Origin of the sequence: Chthonomonas sp. (assembly GCA_016788115.1) — a bacterium.
Classification (GTDB): domain Bacteria; phylum Armatimonadota; class Fimbriimonadia; order Fimbriimonadales; family Fimbriimonadaceae; genus UBA2391.
Genome location: JAEURR010000004.1, coordinates 20252 through 44093, shown reverse-complemented (window position 1 = coordinate 44093; position 23842 = coordinate 20252). Strand labels below are relative to the sequence as shown.

20 protein-coding genes are annotated in these 23842 nt (G+C 59.3%); 8 read left to right on the top strand and 12 right to left on the bottom strand.

All coding sequences use genetic code 11. The features are described from left to right. Together JNM85_02620 and JNM85_02615 are read left to right on the top strand one after the other, a co-directional pair. Positions 1 to 1075, top strand: a 1075-nt coding sequence (locus tag JNM85_02620; GenBank protein MBL8086949.1) for an RHS repeat-associated core domain-containing protein, incomplete at its 5' end; no start/stop codon positions are given. A gap of 474 nt (positions 1076 to 1549) precedes the next feature. Beyond that, positions 1550 to 1882 carry a hypothetical protein gene (locus JNM85_02615; protein MBL8086948.1) on the top strand — a complete coding sequence of 111 codons (333 nt, stop codon included), beginning with the start codon at positions 1550 to 1552 and terminating at the stop codon, positions 1880 to 1882. Positions 1883 to 2016: 134 nt separating this feature from the next. On the opposite strand, the gene JNM85_02610 is transcribed toward JNM85_02615, so the two are convergent. Beyond that, positions 2017 to 2346, bottom strand: a complete 330-nt coding sequence (locus JNM85_02610; protein ID MBL8086947.1) for a hypothetical protein — start codon at positions 2344 to 2346, stop codon at positions 2017 to 2019. A gap of 194 nt (positions 2347 to 2540) precedes the next feature. On the opposite strand from JNM85_02610, the gene JNM85_02605 reads away from it, so the two are divergent. After that, positions 2541 to 4046, top strand: coding sequence for a NapC/NirT family cytochrome c (locus tag JNM85_02605; GenBank protein ID MBL8086946.1), 1506 nt, complete (start codon positions 2541 to 2543; stop codon positions 4044 to 4046). Between the two features lie 74 nt (positions 4047 to 4120). On the opposite strand, the gene JNM85_02600 is transcribed toward JNM85_02605, so the two are convergent. Beyond that, positions 4121 to 5935: a cytochrome b/b6 domain-containing protein gene (locus tag JNM85_02600; protein ID MBL8086945.1), complete on the bottom strand. Its 1815-nt coding sequence runs from the start codon at positions 5933 to 5935 to the stop codon at positions 4121 to 4123. Positions 5936 to 6075: 140 nt separating this feature from the next. Here JNM85_02600 and JNM85_02595 point away from each other — a divergent pair, with 140 nt between their 5' ends. The 3 genes from JNM85_02595 to ccsA (JNM85_02585) are packed head-to-tail and all read left to right on the top strand — an operon-like array spanning position 6076 to position 8043. Further along, positions 6076 to 6654: an ABC transporter ATP-binding protein gene (locus tag JNM85_02595; GenBank protein MBL8086944.1), complete on the top strand. Its 579-nt coding sequence runs from the start codon at positions 6076 to 6078 to the stop codon at positions 6652 to 6654. After that, positions 6632 to 7309 (top strand): heme exporter protein CcmB, encoded by a 678-nt coding sequence (locus JNM85_02590; protein MBL8086943.1) that lies wholly within the window; start codon positions 6632 to 6634, stop codon positions 7307 to 7309. The genes JNM85_02595 and JNM85_02590 overlap by 23 nt, the downstream gene beginning before the upstream one ends. Then, positions 7306 to 8043 carry a cytochrome c biogenesis protein CcsA gene (ccsA, locus tag JNM85_02585; protein MBL8086942.1) on the top strand — a complete coding sequence of 246 codons (738 nt, stop codon included), beginning with the start codon at positions 7306 to 7308 and terminating at the stop codon, positions 8041 to 8043. The genes JNM85_02590 and ccsA (JNM85_02585) overlap by 4 nt, the downstream gene beginning before the upstream one ends. Positions 8044 to 8134: 91 nt before the next feature. On the opposite strand, the gene JNM85_02580 is transcribed toward ccsA (JNM85_02585), so the two are convergent. The 6 genes from JNM85_02580 to JNM85_02555 are packed head-to-tail and all read right to left on the bottom strand — an operon-like array spanning position 8135 to position 15355. Continuing rightward, the gene (locus JNM85_02580) at positions 8135 to 8506 is read right to left on the bottom strand and encodes a cytochrome c maturation protein CcmE (GenBank protein ID MBL8086941.1); all 372 of its coding nucleotides are present in this window, start codon (positions 8504 to 8506) and stop codon (positions 8135 to 8137) included. Positions 8507 to 8563: 57 nt separating this feature from the next. Then, positions 8564 to 8887 carry a hypothetical protein gene (locus tag JNM85_02575; GenBank protein MBL8086940.1) on the bottom strand — a complete coding sequence of 108 codons (324 nt, stop codon included), beginning with the start codon at positions 8885 to 8887 and terminating at the stop codon, positions 8564 to 8566. Further along, positions 8884 to 11295, bottom strand: a complete 2412-nt coding sequence (gene ccsA, locus JNM85_02570; GenBank protein ID MBL8086939.1) for a cytochrome c biogenesis protein CcsA — start codon at positions 11293 to 11295, stop codon at positions 8884 to 8886. The genes JNM85_02575 and ccsA (JNM85_02570) overlap by 4 nt, the downstream gene beginning before the upstream one ends. Before the next feature lie 52 nt (positions 11296 to 11347). Continuing rightward, a complete protein-coding gene (locus JNM85_02565) occupies positions 11348 to 12784 on the bottom strand; it encodes a cytochrome c3 family protein (protein MBL8086938.1) in 1437 nt (478 codons plus the stop codon). A gap of 47 nt (positions 12785 to 12831) precedes the next feature. Further along, positions 12832 to 14463, bottom strand: coding sequence for a hypothetical protein (locus JNM85_02560; GenBank protein ID MBL8086937.1), 1632 nt, complete (start codon positions 14461 to 14463; stop codon positions 12832 to 12834). Between the two features lie 13 nt (positions 14464 to 14476). Further along, positions 14477 to 15355 (bottom strand): hypothetical protein, encoded by an 879-nt coding sequence (locus JNM85_02555; GenBank protein MBL8086936.1) that lies wholly within the window; start codon positions 15353 to 15355, stop codon positions 14477 to 14479. Between the two features lie 592 nt (positions 15356 to 15947). Here JNM85_02555 and JNM85_02550 point away from each other — a divergent pair. Together JNM85_02550 and JNM85_02545 are read left to right on the top strand one after the other, a co-directional pair. Next, the gene (locus JNM85_02550; protein MBL8086935.1) at positions 15948 to 16958 is read left to right on the top strand and encodes a hypothetical protein; all 1011 of its coding nucleotides are present in this window, start codon (positions 15948 to 15950) and stop codon (positions 16956 to 16958) included. A 77-nt stretch (positions 16959 to 17035) separates the two neighbouring features. Then, complete coding sequence (locus JNM85_02545) at positions 17036 to 17632, top strand: hypothetical protein (protein MBL8086934.1); 597 nt, start codon at positions 17036 to 17038, stop codon at positions 17630 to 17632. On the opposite strand, the gene JNM85_02540 is transcribed toward JNM85_02545, so the two are convergent. From JNM85_02540 to JNM85_02525, 4 genes are read right to left on the bottom strand one after another with little or no spacing between them, the layout of a single operon-like run. Further along, positions 17610 to 18776, bottom strand: a complete 1167-nt coding sequence (locus JNM85_02540; protein ID MBL8086933.1) for an alpha/beta hydrolase — start codon at positions 18774 to 18776, stop codon at positions 17610 to 17612. The two genes, JNM85_02545 and JNM85_02540, sit on opposite strands and share 23 nt — an antisense overlap. Next, positions 18766 to 19839, bottom strand: a complete 1074-nt coding sequence (meaB, locus tag JNM85_02535; protein ID MBL8086932.1) for a methylmalonyl Co-A mutase-associated GTPase MeaB — start codon at positions 19837 to 19839, stop codon at positions 18766 to 18768. Before meaB ends, JNM85_02540 begins: the two co-directional genes overlap by 11 nt. Then, positions 19836 to 21965, bottom strand: a complete 2130-nt coding sequence (scpA, locus tag JNM85_02530) for a methylmalonyl-CoA mutase (protein MBL8086931.1) — start codon at positions 21963 to 21965, stop codon at positions 19836 to 19838. The genes meaB and scpA overlap by 4 nt, the downstream gene beginning before the upstream one ends. Next, on the bottom strand, positions 21962 to 23836 hold the full coding sequence (locus tag JNM85_02525) for a hypothetical protein (GenBank protein MBL8086930.1): 1875 nt from the start codon (positions 23834 to 23836) through the stop codon (positions 21962 to 21964). Before JNM85_02525 ends, scpA begins: the two co-directional genes overlap by 4 nt. Positions 23837 to 23842 lie beyond the last annotated feature (6 nt).

Below are 23842 nucleotides of genomic sequence, written 5' to 3'. Positions count from 1 at the left end.
CCCGACGACCTATTCGAGCGGTAGCGCCAGTTACGATGAGGAGAACCGTCTTACGGCGTTCCCAGCAGGGGCTCAGGTCTGGGGTGCGGGTTACCGGGCCGATGGATTGCGCGCCTGGACGCGCAAGACCGCGACGGGTGCCAAGACGTTTTGTTACTACGATCAAGGCAACGCGGTTCTGGAGACCAAGGCTGATGGGACGATGGTGGGGATGAATATCTTTGCGCCGGATGGCTTGGTGACTCGCTGGAGCAAGCTTTCGGGCACGATCCCGGTCGTTGGGGATTACCAGTTCGACTGGCAAGGCAACGCGGTTCATTGTCTGTTCTCGGGGGCACGGTACGCCGATGAACCGCTGATCCATTCGGCGTATAACGCTTGGGGCCAGCGAAACTTTGTGTACTCTAATGGTGCAAGCTCTGCTGCAGATCTGCTGAGGTTCGGTTACAATGCTCGTTGGGGGTACAAGCTCGATACTGAAACAGGGTTGTACTACTGCCAACACCGATACTACGACCCCGCGAACGGTAGGTGGGTTACCAGGGATCCGATTGGATTCAGGGGAGGTTTCAATCACTACGGCTATTGTTCTAATGATTCTGTTCAAGGAGTAGACCCCCAAGGACTCTGGAACTTCGATCGTTGGTTGTTAACTGGAGACGGGGACGCAAGCGACGAGGTCTATGAAGCTGCTCTAAACGCGGTAAACGACGGCCTGGAAACCGCCGGTCATGCACTACGGAACGGTTCAAAGTTCGGAATTGGTGATGACGGGTCGCATGACGATGAACCGGGCTATACGGAAGCAAAGCATCTTACCGAAGTGGCTATGGTGTGTCTGATAGCTGCGGGCGCAATGAAAGGCGGAGGGGTGAATGGAGAGTTTCAAGGTCCGTACAAGAACACTGGGGGTGGCGGGCTGAAGGTAACTCGGAATGGTGACCCCTGGTTTCGCGTTGAGGTTCACCCTTGGAGAGGGCAACCCTGGTACAAATGGCCACACTGGCATAGGGACTTCCCACCAGGACCACGTCCTCCCGGGGGAGGAGCTGACAGACATCTTCCATGGGAATGATCGACGCACAAATAGAATGGCCCGTGCTGGTGTACGTGAAGCCGCATCTCTCAGAGGTACGTTATGAGTGCCCGAATGTCCTTGAGCTCGTCCGTTACGTTGAGTACTGCAATACGCCAAAATGGACGTCTGACTACTGGTACTTGACGGATCGCAATGGCAAGGAGTTGTTCGCTGTGATAGAGGAGCTTGTTGTAAAGGAACTAACGTATGCAACAGATCTTGAGTGACGTCGGAAACGATGCCCGGCAATACCGAAGCGAAGCATCTTACCGAAGTTGCGATGGGTTGCCTCGTAGCAGCAGGCATTATGAAATCTGGTGGTATCAACCGGTCATTTCAAGGACCGTACAAGAATACCGGGGGAGGAGGCTTGCAGTTTACTTGCAACGGTGAAACGTGGTTTCGTTTCGACATTCAGCCGTGGCTGCAAAAGGGTTCAAGTAACGGCCACCGTCGAGTTCCGGCACCGCCGTGGAAGTTGCCACATCTTCATCTCACGAACAATCCAGGACATTGGCCATGGCAATAGTCCCTCCAGAGCAAGCAATTCACTGGCCTTTGATGGGTGTCGATATCAAGTCAAAGGTTATAGAGACCTACGAGTCGGAGCGCATCCTCTGTATGACCCGTGAGGACGTGGAACTGGATGACGAGACCGAGCCACTCTTCGATGCGAGAGGCATTCGGATCAGAATCAAGTGCACACCCTGGGACGGCATCACGCAGGTCATCGAGGACCATGAGTTCCCCGATTTCGAGAGCTTTCACACTGTCGTAGGAGCAGTCTTCCCGCCAGAGAACTGAGCGGGATCCGCTCGTATTCGAAATCGAACACCGAACTACACGGGAACTGTTATTAATAGATGCACGATCTGCGGATGAGCAGAGCGTAAGGGTCGCAGTTGCGTGTCTATATAGCTCCCTAGGGCACCCGGTTGTCACTCGTCCGTGCCGACGGTCAAAACGTTCGTGTCCCAACCGTACGACACCGGTCGCCACGTGGAGATGGTGAGAAGTTCGCGCGGTTGGCCCGGCGTTGCCTCGGGAGCCTGCACTTGGTGCACGGACTCGACGATCCAACTCACAGTCTCGCCGTCGGCGTTCGAGTACGCCGTGACCACGTCGCCCACCTGCGCGGGTTCGGTCGGATCACCCATCAGCAAGCTCGTATGCCGATGATCGCCCTCCCCGGGGCTCCCAACAATGCATCGCTCGGTGACGAGCCAGAAGGTCGAAACTGGATCTTGAAACTTTACAAAAGCTGACATTATGGACTCTCGTTAGTGATTAACCACGCTCTCGAGAAAGTGCGACCTAGATTACACCCCATATTTCGCTGGTTCACTGAGAAAGTGACCCGGTTTTCGCTAGATCCAGGTTCAGTGTGGCCATAATTCGACTAAGGACTCTGCGCGGCCAGGTTATGGGTATCGACTAGACAGATCGCGTGGACTACAACACGATGAAACGTCGACTACCTGCAATTTTCTATAATGCGACCACCCTGTTCGGGATGACCTTCGCCACGGTGATGTTCATCCTCGCGGTGATTCTCATCTGCTTCGACCTATTCGGCGGCTTTGCCAACTCGTACAGCGGCCTGGTGACCTACATCGCCCTGCCGGGCATGATGTTCTTTGGGCTGTTCATTGCCGCCATCGGCCTTTGGCGCGCACGCCGGAGACAGAAGCGCGGGGAACTCCCCGCTGAGTTGCCCGTCATCGACCTGAACCAGCCGCGGCACCGATTCATCGCGACTTCGGTGGCGTTGGGCGGATTGGTGCTCACCGCGCTCTCAGGGTTCGGGAGTTACAAGGGTTACGAGTACACCGAGTCGGTCCAGTTCTGCGGAACCACGTGCCACAGCGTCATGGAGCCTGAGTACACGGCGTACCAAGGCTCGCCTCACGCTCGTGTCACGTGCGCGGGCTGCCACATCGGGGAAGGTGTGGACTGGTACGTGAAATCCAAGCTCTCCGGCTCATACCAGGTCTACTCCACGATCTTCAACAAGTACGAGCGGCCGATCAAAACCCCCATCGCCAACCTTCGCCCCGCGAAGGAGACTTGCGAGCAGTGCCACTGGCCCAAGCACTTCTTCACGCAAAAGGTGCGGACCCACGACTACTTCCTTTCCGATGAGGAGAACACCGAGCACACTACGAGCATGCTCGTGAAGATCGGCGGCGGGGAAGGGGCGCAGGCGCAGGGAATTCATGCCCACATGTACTTGGACAGCACCATCTCGTACATCGCCACGGATCGCGAGCGGCAAATCATTCCCTACGTGGAGATGAAGGACAAGAGCGGCGCAGTGACAATCTATCGCGACGCGACCGCCAAATTGACCGAAGCACAGGTGAAGAGTGGTCAGCGCCGCGTCGTGGACTGCATTGATTGCCACAACCGGCCGACCCACATCTTCCACCCGGCCAGCCAGTCAGTTGATACTGCCCTCTCGACGGGGTTGATAGACAAGACCGTTCCTGAGATCAAGGCCAAGGCAGTCGAGGTCCTCGACGCCAAGTATGCGACTAAGCCCGAAGCTCTAACCAAGATCGCGACGGAACTCCGGGCGTACTACAAGGAAACGTACGCCGACTTCATGGCCACCGGCGCATCGAAGCTCGAGGCGGCCATTGTCTCGATCCAAGCGATCTACAAGCAGAACTACTTCCCGGAGATGCGCACGGACTGGCGGTCGCATAACGACAACCTGGATCACCTGCGTGGAAACGGGTGCTTCCGTTGCCACAACGGTAAGTTGACCAGTGACAAAGGGAAGGTCATCAGCAAGGACTGCAACACGTGCCACACCTTCGTCTCGCAGGGCAAGCCAGGACAGACCAAGACGAATTTCGCGGGCATGGAGTTCGAACACCCGGTGGATATCGGCGACGAATGGAAGAACACGCCGTGCAAGGAGTGCCACGGCCACGAAGAAGAGGAAGAAGAGCCGGCCAAGTAGCCGGCGGCAAAAAGAGACGGGGCCCGCTTCGATTAGGAAGCGGGCCCCGTCTTTTGGCTTACTTAGGATTCGAGTCACTCCTCGGGAGGCTCAGGAGCTGTGTCGCTGGGGCTCTCCGTATCTGGCGTCTCTGCTCCATTCTGCAGTACCGACCGGATCTCCAACGGGTGCTTGTGGTGCATGTCGTCGTGCGAGAGCAGGCCGATGTTCCACGGCTGACTCAGCGCGAAGTGGTTGGGGTTAAAGTAGCTATTGTAAAGGTGCCAGGTCAGGATGGCGATGAATGCCAGGACCGCTTCGTACGAATGCGCGATGAAGGCGATAGGGATCGCGATCGGCGGCAGCACGTTTCCGAAGTACACCGGGAACCACAGGATGAGCCCCGTGATCGCCATCAGCGGAATGCCCCAGTACTCAGCGAAGTAGTCCAGCTTCTCGCGGAAGTGGAAGCGCCCGTAAGTCGGGACCTCCCCTTGTCCGCCCATGTACGACTTGGATTCGGCGATGAAGTCCGCCACATCTTGCCGCGTGGGAAGCATTGTCCATGCGCTCCACTTGTACCCGCTACCTTTCCACTTCCACAGGAGTTCCAGCACGTGGAAGACGAAGACGCCGATTAGGATCACCCCTGCGGCTCGGTGGATCACCCGGCCAACTTCAAGTCCCCCAATGCTCAAGTAGATCCGCCGCAGCATCTCGGTTTGCGGATTACGCACCGGCATCCCGGTGATGATGAGCAGCGTGAAGCTGATCACGAGCAGCATGTGTTGCACGCGAATGGAAGTGTGGAATCGGTCGAACACCTCTTTGGGGGCTGTATCGGCTTTCCGATTCTGCCACCGGAATATCAGGACCGATGCAAGCAGCAACGAGGCCCCCACCAGGGTCGTGATTGTGCCGCCTCGTATCCCAAATGTAGCCTGCGCGATGGCCCCAACAATGCTCAGAAATCCAAGTGAGACGACCGTGCTGACGACTCGCCCGGCGCGGGGAGGTGTCTTCCCAAACAGTGAACGCTTGAGATCGAGCAGTACACCGATCATGAGGAACGTCGCCATCGCCGTGACGAGCACCTTGAAGAAGACCAGGACGGCGTTGAGAACCGGCTCACGGTGGATCGTGAGGTTCATGTGGTTTGAACCAGAGACCGAGAAATTGGGACCCGCACCCTCGTGGCATTTGCCGCAGGTTGTCGCGACCGCGCTGGTGTGGGTGCTTGATTTCGGGTCCGTATGCGAGAGGACTGCATGGCTCCCGTGACAGTCGATACAAATGGCTGTCTTCTGGCTGCCGTACTTCAGCAGGGCGCGCCCATGGAAGCTCTGCTCATACGAGCTGACGGCTTCGACATTCGGGCCATACCGCGCCATCCGCTCTATATCGCGGTGACAGGTGCTGCAGACGTTGACCTTGTCGGCGCGGCTCCAAGTGGCATACAGTCGCACCGAATGCGGATCGCCGTGACCGTGACAGGTCTTGCACGTCGGGTGGTCCCCGGCGACCTTGTCGGGTCGGGCGTGAACGCTCGTCGCGTAGCCCTGCGATTCGTCTGGGTGACAATCCGCGCATGCGGGTTTTTCAGCGAGCATCTCCTCGGTGTGCGGTGCCTCCGTGATGCTGGAGTGGCACGATTTGCATCCGAGCGAAGCGTGGGGCGACGCCATAAGATGGTTGACATCGACCGCAGGTCCGGACTCGGCGTCAGAGGCATGGCAACCCATACAATCGTCGATTTCGGTCTGGGTTTCTGCGTCGGGTTTGGACGCCTGCGCGTGCGCTTCGGGTGGGGTGGTGATGGACTGCGCTCTGGCAAATCCGAAAAATAGCGGTAGGCTTGCAACCGCAAGCAAGATGGCGTAGATCCCTACGCGTCTCAGCGATCGTCGCATACTCATAGTTTCGACATTTAGGTTCCTGGGACCTGCTTTTCGCACCGCATTTGCGCATAAATCGTCATCGTTTGAGTCATGTCATCAGCGCATGGGGCAATTCGCTTCACAGAGCCTATCGATGCTGGTAACCTTCGTGCGTGATCCGCTGCGAGCGTCTGGGCAAGAGGTACGGCCGACGTTGGCTCTTCAGGCATGTGGATCTGGAGTTGGAGCCCGGTGACACTCTCGTTGTGCTGGGTGCGAACGGCTCCGGCAAGAGCACTCTGCTTAAGGTGATGGCTGGTGTGATCCCAGCCACGGAAGGCACCTGTGACCGCGGCGAAGACCGCCGCACGTCCTTGGGCTATGCGGCCCTCGACCAATCGGTGTATCCGGTTCTGACGGTCGCCGAACACCTCGAACTCGCAGCAAAGTTACGCGGCTGTGACCCTCGCGTGGATGAACTCCTTGAAGAAGTCGAGCTTCGTTATGCGGCTGGCGTCGCGGGTCGCCACCTTTCGACGGGCATGCGCGCACGCCTCAAGTTTGCCTTGGCGTTCCAGGCGGAGCCACCCGCGATACTGCTCGATGAGCCGAGCGCTGGCCTGGATGAGCGCGGCCGCGATGTGATCGCCCGGATGATCGATGCGCGTCGCAACCGAGCCGCCTTCGTCATCGCTACGAACGACCCGCTAGAAAGGAGGTTTGCGACTCATGAGCTCAGCCTGGAAATCTGAGATCGGTGCAGTCCTGCGCAAGGAGCTCCAATCGGAGCTGCGCAACAAGAGCGCGACCTACACTGCGTTCATGCTGAGCGGGGTGACGGTCTTCACACTCGCATTTGCCTTCTATGGACGTGAGTTGACGGCCGAAGCGGCAGCCGGAATGCTGTGGGCGGCGCTGCTGTTTGCGGGGGTCGGCACGCTCACAAGGGTCTTTGTGGCCGAAGAAGAGCAGGGGACAGGCGATCTGCTACGCATGTGGGCTCGCCCTCATGCAGTCTACTGGGGAAAGATGCTATTCGCCGCGCTACAAATGACGGCGACGGCAGGGGTGGTGGCCGGGCTTTTCCTGGTGCTCACCGGAGTCAGCGTTGCTCACTATGGGTTGTTGATCGCCACATTGGTCGGGGGCTCGGCCGCACTCGCGGGAATGGTCACCCTGGTCTCGGCGTTGATATCGCGCGGAAACAACCGGGGCACGTTGGCAGGCGTGGTCGCCATGCCACTTTTGGTGCCGCTCGTTGCGCTCGGGGTTTCGGCCGCGCGGAATGCGATTGATGGGGTTGCTTTGAGTTCAGGTTGGCTTAGTTGCGCAGGGGTCTGGGAGTATACTGTCGTCGTGTTAGCACTGGCCCCGTACCAGTTCGCAGCTGTTTGGAGTGAGCAATGAGATGGATTGGATTTGCGGCAATGGCCGTCCTGACCTTCTTCGCTTACCAGGTTCCGCCCGCGAAGAATTTCCCAGACCCGGAATTGGCACGGATGATCTTCTTCCACCTGCCGTGCGCATTCGCAACCGTCGGGTTCATTCTATTCGCCTCGTACTGTTCATTCTCGTACTTGCGCACCCGCGAGTGGATCTGGGAGTACCGTAGCCTAGCCGCAACCGAGGTCTCGATCGGCATGGCAGCGGCCACAATGATCACCGGGATCCTATTCTCTCGCGTCCAGTGGGGCGCGTGGTGGCACTGGGACCCGCGACAGACCTCGTTCCTTATCGTGTTGATGTTGCTCGGGGCGTACTTCGCGGTCCGAATGGCCTTCGATGACGAGGTTGCGCGTGCTCGAGCAGCCGCGGTGTACTCGTCGCTCACGCTGCTTCCGGTGCTGTTCCTGGTATTTGTGTTTCCGCGACTGCCACAAGTGGTGAAGAATTCGCTTCACCCGAGCACTACCGTCCAATCGGGCGGATTCTCCAAGGACTACTGGACGGTGGTCTTGGGCGTCTTCATCGTTTTGCTTGGCACGTGCATGTGGCTGTATCGTTTGCACGTCCAAGTCTCGCTCCTCGAACAAAGATTGCGTGATCGTGATGGAAACTTGGAAAGTTCTGGCAACCGTACCACCGCTCGTCGTGTGGATCGTCCTGTATCTGTACCTGAATCGGATAGACACCCGAGTTAAGGCCATGGAGCGCGAGCTCGACGAGAAAAAGTAAAGGCCCGCAAGACTGTTCGTCTTGCGGACCTCTTTGTGCGTGGCCGCCGAGAGCGGCTTAGCTGGTCTTCGCTTCGCTTTCGTACTTCGAGGGACACTTCACCAGCATCTGGTCGGCGTGGAACACACCCTCGTCTAGCTTGCCAACCACGACCACTTGGGTCGCGGATTCGAGGTTGGGCTGAGGCGGACCCACGTACTTCACGGCCATAGCGCCGGTCTCGTCTTTGAGATTGAACCGGACTTCGCCTGCCAAAGTATTGCGCTTCAGTGTGTCGGGGACGATTTTGCCCACGACGTGTACGCGCTGAGGGTGCCCAGAAGCGTCCTGAATCGTCACATATGGCGATGAATTGCTCACGAACACGGTGGTGAGACCACCGGCTGCGGCGAGGCCAACGACGATCGAGACGAGTACTCCGAGTTTCATGATGTCAATTCCTTAAAGTAGCAGCGATGCAATTCTTGAGACCTTGCTGCGCCGGTGCTAGCCTCCTGGGAGGCTGTCAGCCTTAATCTCAGCGATGTTGGACTTGCCGTCCTTGTCCGAATCCAAGCCTTCAACCTTCGACAAGATGGCCGGCGTCAGCTTCTTGCTTCCCGCGGCCTTCATCGCAGCGGCGATGTCCTTGCCGTAGGGGTTCAGTGCTCCGCCTTTCTTCTTTACATGGCATGCGGCGCAGTCGGCCTTTCCAATGTTCGAAGTGGGCTTGATGTCGTACTTGTCGTGGAATACCTTGTTGAAGGTGGTCATGGCCATTGCAGATGCAAACAGGCCTACAACGGCACAAGAGTAGAGTAGTCGTTTCATGGTTTATCTCCTAGCATTGCGGGTGCCCGCTTCGGCTTTGCTCCAAGCGGAGCGACCTGAGGCGACTCCGGGGCGGTTACGGGCCTGCGGGCGCGTCTGTAAAAAGCGGAAAGGAAGCCACCAAGGGTCATGACCCCAGTCCCAAGCCAGACGAGGCTGGTCAACGGCTTGTGGTAGATCTCGACCGGATAGAGCGGGGTGGTGAGCTGGATGCGTAGCCGGACGGATTTGTCGGCTGCGTCCATGCCAGCCATAACGAGCTCCATGTTGTCGGCGATCTTCACCGGGTGGTCGACCATGCCCTGGTCGCCCCCCAACTCCATCTCGGGGTTTACCGTCGCGACCTGGCCCATGCTCTCGACGGTCACTTCGGCACCGAACTTCGTTCCTAACTGGCCCGGCTCTCCCTGGCGGGTCATTTTCTTGTAGGTCAGCATCATTTCGCCGAAACGGACTGTTTCGCCTTGCTTCAAGGTCAGGTCTTGACTGGCGTTGTTCTGCGGTTGACCGAGGGAAACGTACGTATCCATGAGCCAGTTGCGCTCAATGTGCGGCCACACCATGGTGTTCTCTTGGCCATCAGCCATCTGCACCCGGTACAGCCCTGGGTAGGCGATGAACAACGGGTCACCTTGCTTATGCGGATCGTAAATCGCCAGTTTGAGTTTGTTATTGCGGTCCATCTCATTAGACGTCATCCCGGCGTATCGAACTTCGTAGTTCATGAGTCGCCCGGGATAGTCTTGCATCACCATCGTTTGGGCTTTGCGTTCGAAACCACGGGAGACGATCAGACCCATCATCAAGAGCCCAAGACCCACGTGGGTCATGAATGGGGCAATACCGAGTTTGCTTCGCTTCATCAGCCCAGACGCGCACCACACATTGCCGATGAGCGCAAAGAGGCAGATTCCGACTAAGACGGTCAACCACGCGAGGCCGGGCACTTGGTAGCGCCCCAGCATTGTGACGACCGGCGCGATCTCTATGCGACGCGCGAACGGTGTGACGACGGTCAGGAAGAGCAGCAGTCCCGTGACTCCCACGGTGATGCACAAGATCGTGTACATTCGGGCGGCCAAATCGCGCGCCCGCATGCCGCGCCATGCGACAAATGGCGTGATCGCCAGCAACAGCATGATCGGTACGAAGATCCAAACGAGCACCTGGTGGTACACCGCCTCCTCTACAATTCGGGGTTTCTCGCCGCGCAGAGCCTGAACCAGCGGAACGCTCATGCCAATGGCGGTGGCGATGCCCATAACCAGCAGGAGCGTGATCCCGACCATGTAGAACCCTTCGCGCTGGAGACCGGTAGGGGCTTCACTTGCTTCGGCTTGGACCTTGCGTTGCTGCCAAGTTCGCACCCCCCATAGCCCGAGGAATCCGAGCGTGCTGACCCCCATGACGATGGTAAGCAGTTTTAGCGCGGAGCGATCCATCTCGGCAAAGCTATGCACGCTCGCGTCGCTCAGCAATCCCGATCGGGTGAGGAAGGTGCCGTAAACGAACACGAGGAAGGGCAGTGCACCGAGCAGAAGGTTTGTCATCTGCCACTTCTTCTTGGTGGCCTGCACGAGTACGCCATGCAAGAGCGCTGCCGCGAAGCACCATGGGACAAAGCTCACGTTCTCGACAGGATCCCACATCCAGAAGCCGCCCCAGCCGAGCGTCTCGTACGCCCAGAAACCGCCCATGCACAGGCCGACACCCACGAGGGTGGTGGCGACGATTGCCCAGGGGCGCACAATCGGTATCCAGCGCTCGTAGTCTCGCGTGCAGAGTGCGGCGACCGCCAGAGCGAAGAGGCAGGTTAGCGATCCAAACCCGAGGAAGATGGTGGGCGGGTGGATGATGACCCAGTAATTCTGTAGGGAAGGTGCGAGTCCAAGTCCATCGGCGGGGACGAACGGCTTCGACCCAACCATGTTGAGGTTAAAGGGAGACTCGAACGCGAGAATGCTGGCGATGCCTCCCAGGAAGAAGGAGAAGACGATCGTGTACCAGCGGCGGTAGTGCTCCGTGCGACCGACGGTGAAGAGGCCGAAGATTGCCGAGCACGTCGCCCAAAGCAAGAAACTCCCCTCTTGGCCGGACCAGATCCCGGCAATGCGGTATGCCAAGGCGTTCGCAAGATCTGAGTGACCGTAGACGTACTCATACTCGAATCGGTGATTGGCGAAGAGCACGCCGAGGCTGACGAACGAACCGGCCAGCGCAGCGCAGCCAGCAAAAAATGCACCCTTGCCCAGTCGTGCGCCGTTCGGCCACCGAGGTTGTACGAACCACGATATGCCAGCCAGGGCGAAGAACCCGGCTGCCCCCAAAATCAAGAATCGGCCTATGACTCCGAGAGTCAGAGACCAACTTGGTGGGTCCATGAGGCTTGTGGCATTGATATCGTTCATCGGCAAAGAAATCCTTGGGCTGGGATTCTCTCGAACCCCAGCCCGGGGCTGGTTACTCGGGAAACTCGAGCTCAGCCTTCATCGCCCGCTGCTTATCGCGTTCGATGATCTGCAGTTTGTCATCGTTTCCGAGCCGCGAGCTTGGCGCTCCTGCCACTCCTATCGAGGTCAGGTTGGTATTCGCGACCGAGAGGAGATGCTTAGCGTACGGGGCGTTGTGGACGCCGTAGTCGCCGGAGCGGATGACGAAGTAGTAGTTGTGGCGTGCCCGCTTGACTTCGATCGGCACTTGCGACTGAGTCGGCGGGGTGCCGCCGTCGGCGGTGATGATACTGGTGTAGTCCCAGTAGTCAGCATTGCCGAATTTGCCTTGTGCCCATGTCTCCATACGGGTCCGGAGGGCAACGAGCAAGCTCAGCGTTTCCGACTTGATCGAGGTGGCGCGTGCCGCCGCATCTGCTGCCGTGTGACACGGCGCGCAGCCGTTGTCGAAGCTCACCGTAAAGGTGTGCCTCGAATCCGGCATGTGGCACTTGGAGCACTGGCCGGGCGCCTGAGCGTGGGCCGTGTTTCGTTCCACCGGTCCCGAACCTTCGACGCCGCCGAAGCCCATCAGCATTTGCATCTGATTGCTGTCGTGCATGCTCGGTCGAGCCGTGCCGGAAGTCAGCTTCGCGTCGGTTGGGTCCGTACCACGTCCGTTGTGGCACTGGCCGCAGACGTGATCGTAGTTCGTGAAGGAGGCAGCCGTCGTTCCCCGATCGATCGCAGTGATGTCGAGGTTGAACGTCTTCTTGTTCAGCTGGACTTCCTTACCAGCGTCCGTGAGGTTGCCAGTTTGTCGGTGCGGGCTGTGGCAAGTGGTGCAGGTGGCCGAATGTGGCACATGCTGCAACGTGTTCTCCGAGATCTCTCGGATTTCAGCATCCGAAAGGGCACCCAGGTCCTCGCCTTTCTCCAGAATCTCCGCGCGGACCAGGCCGCTGTGACAGGCGATACAGCGCGAGTTGCGACCGTATTGCGCCGGGTTCACGATGGCCTCTTCCACCGGGTCAGAGACAAGCTTGCTGTGCTGCGACACGTTGTATTGATCCACGATTGGACCGTGGCACTGCCCGCATACGACCGGCGAAGTGATCTTCGGGTAGGTCAGCATGTTTGACTTGGTCGGGTTTGCCTTGTGGGCGCTTCCCGGGCCGTGGCAGCTCTCGCAAGTCACACCCTTTGCGAAGTGGGCTGTTTCCTTCCAGTGTGCATAGATCGGTTCATCCGGATTACGGCCACCGTGGCAGTCAGCGCATTCTTCAGGGGTAATCGACGTTGCTGTGCGCTGCTCATCGCTGAGCAATGCCAAGAACGAAGCGCTTACCGATCCCTGGCCACCATTATTTGTGGTCGGTCCGCCAACGCCACCACAGCTCTGGATTGCCAGAACCGCGGCCACAACAGGGATGGACGCGATGAGTGTAATGAACCATCGGTTCTTCATATTCGTCCTCCGCTCGTTTTTGTTTCTCTCCGATTGCATTTCAGTCATCAAAACTTCACCGTGTACCGCGCCGATAGCATCGTCGTTCGGTATCCCGAGATTCCGTAAAGCCGGTCGGTTTGCCGCCAAGGAGCAACCATGAACTCAAAGTCATGGTCTGCGCTTAGCTGCTTGCGCAGCGTCAGCGTGAGCTGGCTCCCGCGGATGTCGCCCGATTCATAAAGGTTCAAACTTGCCGAGCCTGACAGCCCGGGTGACTTCGTCCAGCTGAGCCCCAGTGCCGCGGTGCGGCTGTTGGGGAAGAAGAAGTCCAGCGCGGTGCTTCCTTCGCTGCGCGCGCTGAAGCTGTCGTTCGACACTTCTGCATAAGCCTGCACCCAAGGGTTGAACACGTAGCTGCCGCCGAGCACCAGGTTGTTCCACTTGATATCGACGCCACGCTGCTTGTTCTGCTGGAAGCGGTAGGTGTACACACCGTAAGCGAGAAAAGTCTCGTTACCACCGTCCACCTTGGCTTGGAATGTCGCTCGATCGTCCCACAGCATTTGCCGCTTGTCTAAGGTCGTCATGATCGCGGACGTTCTCAGATCTTCCCAGGACCCCTTGAGGGTGACACGGGCAGTCCCAATGCGTCCGCTCAGCCGAGCGTCATAGTCGTTCAGCTTCGGCACGTCGACAAACGTCCGGTCCCCTCGGATTCGTTCCGTCTCGCGGTGTCGGTATCCGAACTGGAACGACCATTTGTTGGAAATGTGCACCAGCCGGAGCCCCGAAATCGTTCGCTTGCGGATCGAAGGGGTTTGGTTGGTGTTGAAATCGTAGTCGGTGCGCCCAAGGTTGAACTGGAGTCCGGTCGATGGACCGAGGTCCAGTACCCCTGCGAAGCCGACGTTCTTCACGTTGCTTGCCGGGAGTCCAGCCTGTTCGATGCGCGAGAAGCCGACGGTCCCTTCCAAGTTCAGATGGCTGCCGAAGTCCCGCGAGTAGGTTGCGTCCGCTCGGCGCTGCATCGTTGTGGGCAAGGCTCCGTTGACGTCTCGTGTCCGGCGGCTGGCAAGGGTGGCGTCAAATTGACCACCCAAGACTTGCCCCACCACACCAGCGGCGACCACTTCGTTGCGGGTGTGATCCGTCGCCCGCGGCGCCGGGTATCCGGTGGACTGCTCGAACGATCGGTAGCTGAGGAACATCCCCAGTGATTGAGTCAGGACCTGATCCACCGTATACTCGACTTGCTTGCGATTGCTCATGGGCTTGGCACGCCAGTCCATGACATAACTTCCGGACTCAGTTCGGCGAGCCTTGATCGTGGTGTGGCCGTGATTAAAGGTGATCATCCCTTCGATCGCGTTATCTCGCTCGGGCATCCCAGTGACCAGGAGCTTGCCGTAAGCGGGCCCTTCGCCATACGGGGAAGAGAAGCGAAGTCGATGCAGCGTCAGGCCCTGTGGCGGGCGTCCGTAGCGGCGGAGCGCGTCGTTGAACTTGATCGAGTCGATTCCGATCGTGATCTCCCGGCGTCTTACCGGCGCTTCAGGTGTGCTCGCTTCAGTCGATTCTTCGGTAGGGGCGACGGTTGGATCCGTCTCAGCGGGGTCTGCGGTCTGACCGAAGGCGCATGCGCCAGCCAGTACGAAGAGCGCTGTCATTCCTGTCGAAAGCCATCTGTGTTGTTTCATTAGATTGACTCCGTCACGGTTTCAAGAAGCGGCGATCCGCATTGCTGCCGTGTGTTGCAACATGGCATCCCGCTGACCAGCAGGTCTGACCCGGGTAGTGCCCTGCCATCTTGTCGGTGTGGCATTGGGCGCAGAGACCGCGGGTGACCGAGTTCAAGAGTTTCGGATTGTTGGTGCCGTGAGGTCGGTGACACTCCTGGCATCCATTGCCGCTGAAACCAGCGACTGGGTCGTGTTCGAAGATGAATGGACCGCCCTTCTCGGTGTGACAGGTTACGCACTTGCCCTTGACCGTGTCGGTGTTGATCCGCGAGTTCTTGGACGCGTGAGGCGTATGGCAATCGCTGCACACGATCTTGCCTTCGGGCATCGGATGATGGGAGGCTCCGCGAAACTCAGCGACGGTCGCCGAGTGGCACGACCCACACAGAGTTGCTTCATCGGCCTTCAACATCGCCTTAGGGTCTGTCCGCGCGATGAACACTGCTGCTCGCGGATCCTTCTTGAGGGCTCCGTGGCCCAAGCCATTGTCGGTGTCCGTGTGAATCTGATGGCATGAGACGCATCCGACGTCTGCACGTGCATGCACGGAACTCTTCCAGTGGCTCGGCGACATTGTCTTCTCGTGACAGCGCATACAGGCGGCGGTGGATTCCTGAACGCTGAGCTTTGTGTAGGAGATGACCTCAGCATTCTCCTCCGCCTGGTGGATGCGGCCCGGACCGTGGCACCCCTGACAGCCTTGGCGATCCAAAGGAGCCTTGGTGTCGGAGACGAGCGCCGCATGAGCCGAAGCGGGATAGTTCTTAACGATCTGCTCATGGCACTCGCCGCACGCTTCCTCGTTCATGTAATCGTCGGGAGTCGCTCGGGCGAAGAGCTTTTCCGCCATTGATGCTCCCTGGGGTTTCGTAACATTTGTGAAACCTAGAGAGAGCATTGCGACACCTGCAACAAGCATTAAGAGTTGGTATCTCACCGCTTTATCCTTCAGTCCTTGTGCTCCGTCCGGGGAACTGGTTCCCTGCCTGAGCCTCGTCTTAGTATAGTCACGCACTTCGAGCTTGTAGCGTAATTTTCGGCCTGTTTTTTCAGTTTTCTCCCGCCCGAGTTCAAAAGAAACCAGCGTTCACCGCCGTCAAGCCAGACGAGAAACCATTATCAGAGTCATCTATACATTTACGTAAAGTTACGGATGCCAAATGAGGTCATTAATGAGTCATTGTTTATGAGGGCCAGTTAACTTGTAATGAGCCTGCGATGGGATTGAGTGCGTCACGCTTCGAGACCCGGGTGCGGGGCTTTCGACGCCACATGCAAGGGTTCGACAAACTTGCATCTAGTGCCGCCAAACTGGCTCATAAACGCATGCATCATGGCGCGGAAACTGTTGGGCTGGTGTAGTGCCAGAATGAAACCTAAAACGTTGCCCCATTTGGTTTTGTAGTTACCGTCCAACCGAGAACAGGACCCCTGAAACCGCCATGCTAGGACTGTTGATGCTTCTATCCGCTCCGATCGTACGTTCTGATGCAGAGACTGCCTACGCTGCGCTGGAGAGCCAGTTCCGCATTGCGCAGACTGGCTTCTTGCGGGAAAGCAGCGATCAGGCCCAGCCGACCTTCAACTGGGGCCTGGGTGTTGCGCTCTCGGCCTCCAACGCGCTCGCAGTCAACAACCCGAAGTTCATCGCCAAGCTGAAGGGGGACCTCGCGATGGTCGAGAAGTACTGGAACCAGCCCGGGTTCGACGTACAGCCTGGGCCTCCCTTCCCGGACGACAAGTACTACGACGACAACGCGTGGATGGTCCTGGCATTGGTTGAGTCGTTCGAACTCCTCAAGGACCCTGCGCTCCTCGAACGGGCACAGGCGGCACTTGACTTCTGCCTGAGCGGGCACGACCAAACCCTGGGTGGAGGTGTTTGGTGGCGACAAAGGGAGCACAGTTCCAAGAACACTTGCTCGACCGCCCCGACCGCGGCGGCGTGCCTCGCAATATACGCCCACGCAAAGGAAGAGCGATACCTGGCGCAGGCAACGCAACTGTATGAGTGGACGAGACAGAAGCTGATGGATCCGAAGGACCACCTAATGTGGGATCACATCACCACGGACGGGACCGTAGAGCGCACCAAGTGGTCCTACAACACGGCCCTCATGATCCGCACCGCGCGCGAGCTCGCGAGGATCACCAAAGAGCCGCGTTATGGTACCGAGCAGCGCCAAATGGAGCGTGCGGCCATCAAGCACTGGATCAAGCAGGACGGTTCGATCGGCGACGAAATGCCGTTTGCCCACCTGCTCTTCGAGAATCTCAAGCTCACTCGGGTGCAGCAGGCGTCAGCGGTTCGAGCTCTCCTCCGCGGACGGAACGGCGACTGGATGTTCGGCAAGATGTGGGGCGAAGCGCCCACCTCGGGTCCGTATCGTCTGCTCTACCAGGCCAGTGCGGTACGCGCCCTCGCGGTCTATGAGCGGAAAAGAACTCAGTAGGATCGCAACTCTGAGTCTACAAAAACTACCTGCCAAGCACGAATTCCATTGTAGGATATTCGGTGGAGGACATGTTCATGCGACTGTTTACTTTGCTTTGCTCTATTGCTGCTTTCGGATTGACCACTTCGAGCCACGCGCTCATCCTTTGGAAGGAATCTGTGAATGGAGACCTTTCTAACAATCGACTTAGCCCCACCGCACTGACCCTGGCTGGAGGAGTGAACGTAATCCAAGCCACGACGTCGAACGGCGACCGAGAGTATTTTTCGCTCAAGGTACCGGTGGGATGCCAACTGGACAAACTGATACTGTCGGACTATGTGTCGAATGATATGCGCGCGTTCATCGGATTCCAGAAAGGCACGACGATGACTGTTGATCCGAACGCGCCCGATCCGTCGGCGCTATTGGGCTACGCGCACTTCGGCCCTGGAGGGGTCTCAGTGGGGAACGACCTCCTGCCAGCCATGGCGACGGGATTTGGGGCGATTGGATTTACCACGCCGCTCCCAGCGGGTGACTACACATACTGGGTCAATCAGTTGGGCGCATCCACGAATTGGGAGATGCAGTGGCATGTCTCGGCGGTCCCAGAGCCAGCGGCGATCATACCGCTGACGATGGGTGTGCTTGCGATCGCAGTGCGGCTCAGGCGTCCAAGAACGCGTTGATCTGCGCCGCCGCTTCGGGGTCGCTCAGCAGATCGTTGTGAGCAGCCCCCGGCAAGTGGACATATTGTGCCGACTCGACTTGGACGCCCGAGTCGGCGATGTTCTGCTGAGGAGTGAATCCGTCCATCTCGCCGGTTCGCACGAGCACGGGGCAGTGGATCTCAAGCGGCCCCCGAAATGTGTCTCCCAGATCGCACTGACCCCAGGCAAGGCGAATCGCTGGGTACGGGAAGTTCAGCACCTCACCAACCAACGAACATTCGGCCTCGCGGGCGATTTGTTGCAGGCGCGCTCCGGACGCTCCGCTTGCCGCATCACAAAGATAGTAAACCGGGGAGCGGTGATTGAGCATCTTGATGAATCCCGCTGTTGCTCTGTCGATGGGGCCGAGATCCTGGTTCAAGATAGCCTCGCATAGCGGCAATAGATACGGATAGCGATCCGACAGTCCGAACCAGCTGCTTGCAATCCACCTGAGCCCCCAATCGCTGAGCCCCGAGCACGGTTGGCGGGAGAGCTGTGCGCACGCTGCGGCGAATTTCTCGAGCAGTCCACCGTCGATGCGGGCAAGCTGATGGTCGAACTGGCTGGGGAGCTTGTAAGTTTGATCCGGCCCTTCGAAACCGCAGAGGACCAGTTTCCGGATGGTCTCGGGTCGCGCCCGAACCGTCGCCATCGCCAGGTGGGTCCCGTACGAGTAGGCGATCACATCGACCTGCTCAACCCCCAGAGTCCGCGCGACGATGGGAACGTCCAGCGCGCTTTGCCAAGGTGTGATGGCGTGGGGATCGATCCCAGTGGCGAGCGTGGCCCGGGCCTGCTTGACAAGGGCTGTCATCGCAGCCTCGGGGGCCAGCAGGAGATCGTGGCTGGCATTGAGGGGAGCGATCGAGAGGCTGACCCCTCGTTGATCAAGCAGTACGACCCGGCGCGTTTGCGCCAAATGATCAATGACCACTCGGAAAGGTTCGTAGGCCCGCGCATGAGTGGCGGGGATACCGGGTCCGCCGGTGAGGAATACGACGGGTGGGCGTTTTTGGCAGGTCCCCACGAGATCCGCCTGCAGCAGCATCGGCGCGGAGGCCCGATCATGGCGTGACGGGACCTCGATCTGGACGCGCTCGATCTGCGGTTCAGTGCTCATGCCGGAGGGCTTGGAGGATCTCATCGGCGGCTCGTCGCGCGCTCAGGATACCGCTTGAGACTTGCGGTGCCAGGGTGTCGCGCAGCGCGAGGATGCGGGGATCGAGTAGGGCAGTGCGCACAACTTGCTCTACCACGAGCTCCTCCATCCACTCCAAGGCTTGGTGAGCGCGACGGCGCGCAAACCAACCGGTCCTCTCCTCATGAGAAAGGAATTCGCTGATAGAGTTGGCAAGATTCCCGACCGTCCCAGGGGCTTCCGAGCTCACGCATTGGGCGGTGGGGGACCATCCGCTTGGCGTCGGTGCAAGATAGTGGAGAGCGTTTTGAATCTGGCTGCACGCGAGCTGCGCACGCGCAACGTTCTCGTGATCGGACTTCGTGACCGCAACGACGTCGGCCATCTCCATGATTCCGCGCTTCAGGCCTTGGAGTTCATCGCCCGCTCCGGGGAGCATCAGGAGCAGGAAACAATCCACCATTGCGTGCACCGCCACCTCGCTCTGGCCCACGCCGATGGTTTCGATGGCTATGATGTCGTAACCGGCGGCTTCGCAAAGCAAGGCCGCTTCGCGGGTCTTGTGCGCCACCCCGCCGAGCGACTGTCCGCCCGGGCTTGGTCGTACGAAAGCTTGCGGGCTCACGGCGAGCCCCGGCATGCGACCCTTGTCACCGAGGATGCTCCCCCGGGAAGCCACGCTGCTGGGGTCCACCGCGAGCACCGCGACTCGGTGCCCTTGTGCGATCCAGTGCAGCCCAATCTGGTTGATCAGCGTGCTCTTGCCGACCCCAGGTACCCCGGTGAAGCCGATCCTTCGGCTTGCACGGGCTTGCGAGAGCGCCAGGTCGATCAGCTCACGGGCTGCGTCATGGTGAGTTGGCTGCTCGCTCTCGATGAGGGTGATCGCCTGGGCAAGCGCTGCACGGTCACCGGCCCGCAAGCGGGCATCCAATTCGACGGGTGACACATCAGGGGGTGGGATCCGGCGCAGTTGGAGGTTAACCGAGGGCGGAGCGCTCACCCCCGGTCGAACTTCCAAAGCGCTGGATTCCGGTTCGTTCACGCGGGTGTCGGGGACCCTGCCATCACGCGCAAGATCTCTTGCGCGGCGAGCGGAAGTACCGTGCCCGGCCCAAAGATCGCCGCGACGCCGTGCGCATAGAGCCCCTCGTAGTCTTGGGGCGGGATGACGCCACCCACGACCACGAGAATGTCCTCTCGGCCACGCGACCGGAGTTCGGTGATCAGCGCGGGTAGGAGCGTGTTGTGTCCGGCAGCCAGTGAACTTACGCCGACGACATGGACGTCGTTCTCGATGGCCTGGTCGGCGACCTCGCGGGGGACCTGGAAGAGTGCGCCAACGTCCACATCCCAGCCAAGATCGGCGAACGCGCTCGCAACCGCCTTCTCACCGCGATCGTGCCCATCTTGTCCCATCTTGGCGACGAGGATTCGGGGTCGGCGGCCTTCGGCGCTAGCAAACTGGTCCGCCAGGGTGCGGGCGGCCTGGACACTTTCGTCCGAGCCTGCCTCGGGACCATAGACTCCGCTCGAAGCGGTCGCTTCGGCTCGGTATCGTCCCCAAATCTTCTCCATCGCCATGCTGATCTCTCCTAGGGTCGCCCGCTTGCGAGCTGCTTCGACACACAGCGCGAGTAGATTGCCCTCACCGGTTTTGGCACTCTCGGAGATCGCATCCAGGCTCGCTTGAACCGAAGCTGCGTCCCGCGCCGCTCGGACTGATTCCAAGCGGGTGACTTGCTGCCGGCGCACCGTTTCGTTATCGATGCTCAGAATATCCAGCGGTCGCTCTCGGTCGAGCCGATAGCGGTTGACACCTACGATGATATCTCTCCCGGTGTCGATCCGCGCCTGTTTTCGGGCGGCGGCTTCCTCGATCCGTCGCTTCGGCACGCCAGTTTCGATGGCTTTGGCCATGCCGCCCAGCTCTTCGATCTCTTCGATGAGCTTCCAAGCCCGGTGAGCGAGCTCGTGGGTTAGCGACTCGACGTAGAATGAGCCGCCGTACGGGTCCACAAATTGGCATATGCCGGACTCCTCACGGATTACCAATTGAGTGTTTCGAGCGATCCTAGCCGAGAACTCCGTCGGGAGTGCGATCGCCTCATCGAGCGCATTGGTATGGAGACTCTGCGTGTGCCCGATAGCGGCCGTCATCGCCTCGATGCACGTCCGCATGACGTTGTTGAACGGGTCTTGCTCGGTAAGGGACCACCCACTAGTCTGACTGTGGGTTCGGAGCGCCATAGACTTGGGGTTCTTCGGGTTGAAGGAGCGAACGATTTTGGCCCAGAGAAGTCTCGCCGCTCGCATCTTCGCCACCTCCATGAAGTGGTTCATGCCGATGTCCCAAAAGAAACTGATTCGGGGCGCGAAGTCATCGACCGAAAGGCCCGCGTTGACTCCGGTGCGCAGGTATTCCAGGCCGTCGGCGAGTGTGTAGGCGAGTTCCAGGTCACTCGTCGCCCCCGCTTCTTGCATGTGGTACCCACTCACGCTGATGCAGTTGAACTTGGGCATCCGCTCGGCGCAGTACTGAAATATGTCGCCGATAATCCGCATGCTCGGGAGCGGCGGATAGATGTACGTGTTGCGGACCATGAACTCTTTCAGAATGTCGTTCTGGATGGTTCCGCTGAGCCGTTCGGTCCCGACTCCCTGCTCTTCGGCGGCGACGATATAGAACGCCATGACGGGCAGCACTGCTCCGTTCATCGTCATGCTCACGCTCATTTCGCCGAGGGGAATTCCGTCGAAAAGGACCTTCATGTCCTCGACCGAATCGATCGCCACCCCCGCCTTGCCCACATCGCCGAGGACGCGCTCGTGGTCCGAGTCGTAGCCACGGTGAGTCGGCAGGTCAAACGCCACGCTGAGACCCTTCTGTCCCGCTGCGAGGTTGGCCCGGTAGAAGGCGTTCGATTCTTCGGCGGTGCTGAAGCCCGCGTATTGACGGATCGTCCACGGTTGCAGGGCGTACATCGAGGAATACGGCCCTCGCAGGTACGGAGGAACGCCCGCGGCGTAGCCAAGGTGCTCCAGATGTTCTAGGTCTCGGGCCGAGTAGCGCGGCTTGACGGGGATGTTCTCGGGAGAATTCCAAGCAGTACCGGTGGTTTCCACCGGGGTGGTCTTGGGTCGTAACTCGGAAGGGAAGTTGACTTTCATGAATTCGTCTCCTCCGGGAGCAACGCGATGCCGAATCGGTGATGGAGCTTGTTGAGGGTCGCCAGGTGACTCAGCCGGACGTGAATGAAGTCGGTCACCCCCAGTGCGCGCAACGATTCGACGGACTCTTCGGGAAATCCGGCGACCCACACCTCGCACTTGGTGCCGCTGGGCTTGATGCTCGCGGCGATGCCGGCGTACTCAGGGTCGGAGCTACATAGAACAACCATGTCATATCCGTCTGCTGATGCCTGACTCAGAGCCTCCTGTGCGTTGTCAGCGCTCCGTTGCTGGACATCGTAGCCCCCAGCCGCCAAGAAGCTCTGGCAGAATTCTGCGCGAGCGGCACGCATCTTTGCGTCGCCCAAGAGCATGAGCAGGATCTTGGGCAAGCGACCGCCCGCGGCCACGTGACGCTCAAGTCTGATTCGGAGGTGCTCGAAGGGCCAACTCGGTCGGAACGGATCGAACGGCGAGCTCGGTACCTTAGCGTCTGTGAGCCAAGCCCCAAGATCGGGTCGATCTTTGTCGTCCCACGGACGGGCTTGCATCGCCGCCGGGCTAGACTGGATGTCCTGGAGCCGGCGCTCAGAAGTATTCGAAAAGATCGTCGTCCCGACGATCATGCGTCGGCGTCGGTCGACTTGCTCGGATCGCTCGTTCCGGACTCGCTCTAACTCTTCGCGGATCTGCGGCATTGCTGCGAGCACGCCGCCTGCATTCTGGATGCGTAGGAAGAGTTCCCAGGCCGCGTCGGCGTAGTCAGCCGTGAGTCGCTCGACCGTGTAGCTCCCACCTAATGGATCGTCCACACGGCAACAGTGGCCCTCGTCGACGATCAGGTCTAAAGTGTTGCGGCTGAGGTGCTCGCTGAATTCATCCGGCGTGTGATAGCCCTGGTCGTACGCCGCCGTCGAGATGGAGTCCGCTCCGCCGATGACGGCGGACATCGACTCAATCGTGGCGCGCAGCAAATTGTTGTGGGCATCGTAGAGCGTCTTGTTGCTGCTCGTGGTGATCACGTGCAACTTCGGAATTGCGCCGGTTACCCCAAACGCTTGGCAAACTTCGCCCAGAACGAGACGGGCAGCGCGGAGTTTGGCGATTTCCAAGACGTAGTTTGTGCCCACGCCGTACCGCACCTCGCTGCGGTGAACCAATTCGGTTACGTCGCATCCCGCTTCTTGGGCTGCGCCGAGACTATCAGCCATGAGTGCGGCAGTCACGGCAAGCTCTTGCCCGATGCTCGCGCCCGCCTTCTCGATGAATGCACCGCGGATACCGAACAAACCAAACCGAGGCATCGGCCCCTCGACTTGCTGCAGATACCGGGTGACGTCTTGGGTCCATGAAGCTCCGTCAGCCTGAGTCCACCGAGCGGCACGATCCATGATCGGATCAAAGTCGCACGAACCCAAAACCTTGGTCGGGTCGATCTGCTTTTCGCCCAGATAGCGGCTCAGCAGCCCCATGAATGGGAGGGCCAAGGGACCAACGTTCCAGTGGATCGCAACGCTGGTAAGGTCCACACCCTCCAGGAGCGTCCGAAGGTCTTGATGCGTAGAAACCGCGGCACCACCCGGATACAGCGAAATCGAAAACTGCACGATGCCGCGCTTGACCGCGCGCGCGAGGTGTGCATTTGCCTCGCGTAGGTCCGGTTCGCGAATCTCTTCTCGACTGATGATAGGGCTGGATCGACCGAGCATCGGCAATGTGTTCGGAAGATCTTCAGCGCGGTAGAACGGGCGTAACTGGACCCCGTCCAAGGTCTTCTTCACGAGCCGCTTATTGAAGTCCGCGCCCTTTAGATCCCGTTCAATCGCTGCCATCCACTCGTCGGTCGTGGTGGCAGGGAATTCGGAAAACAATTGTTC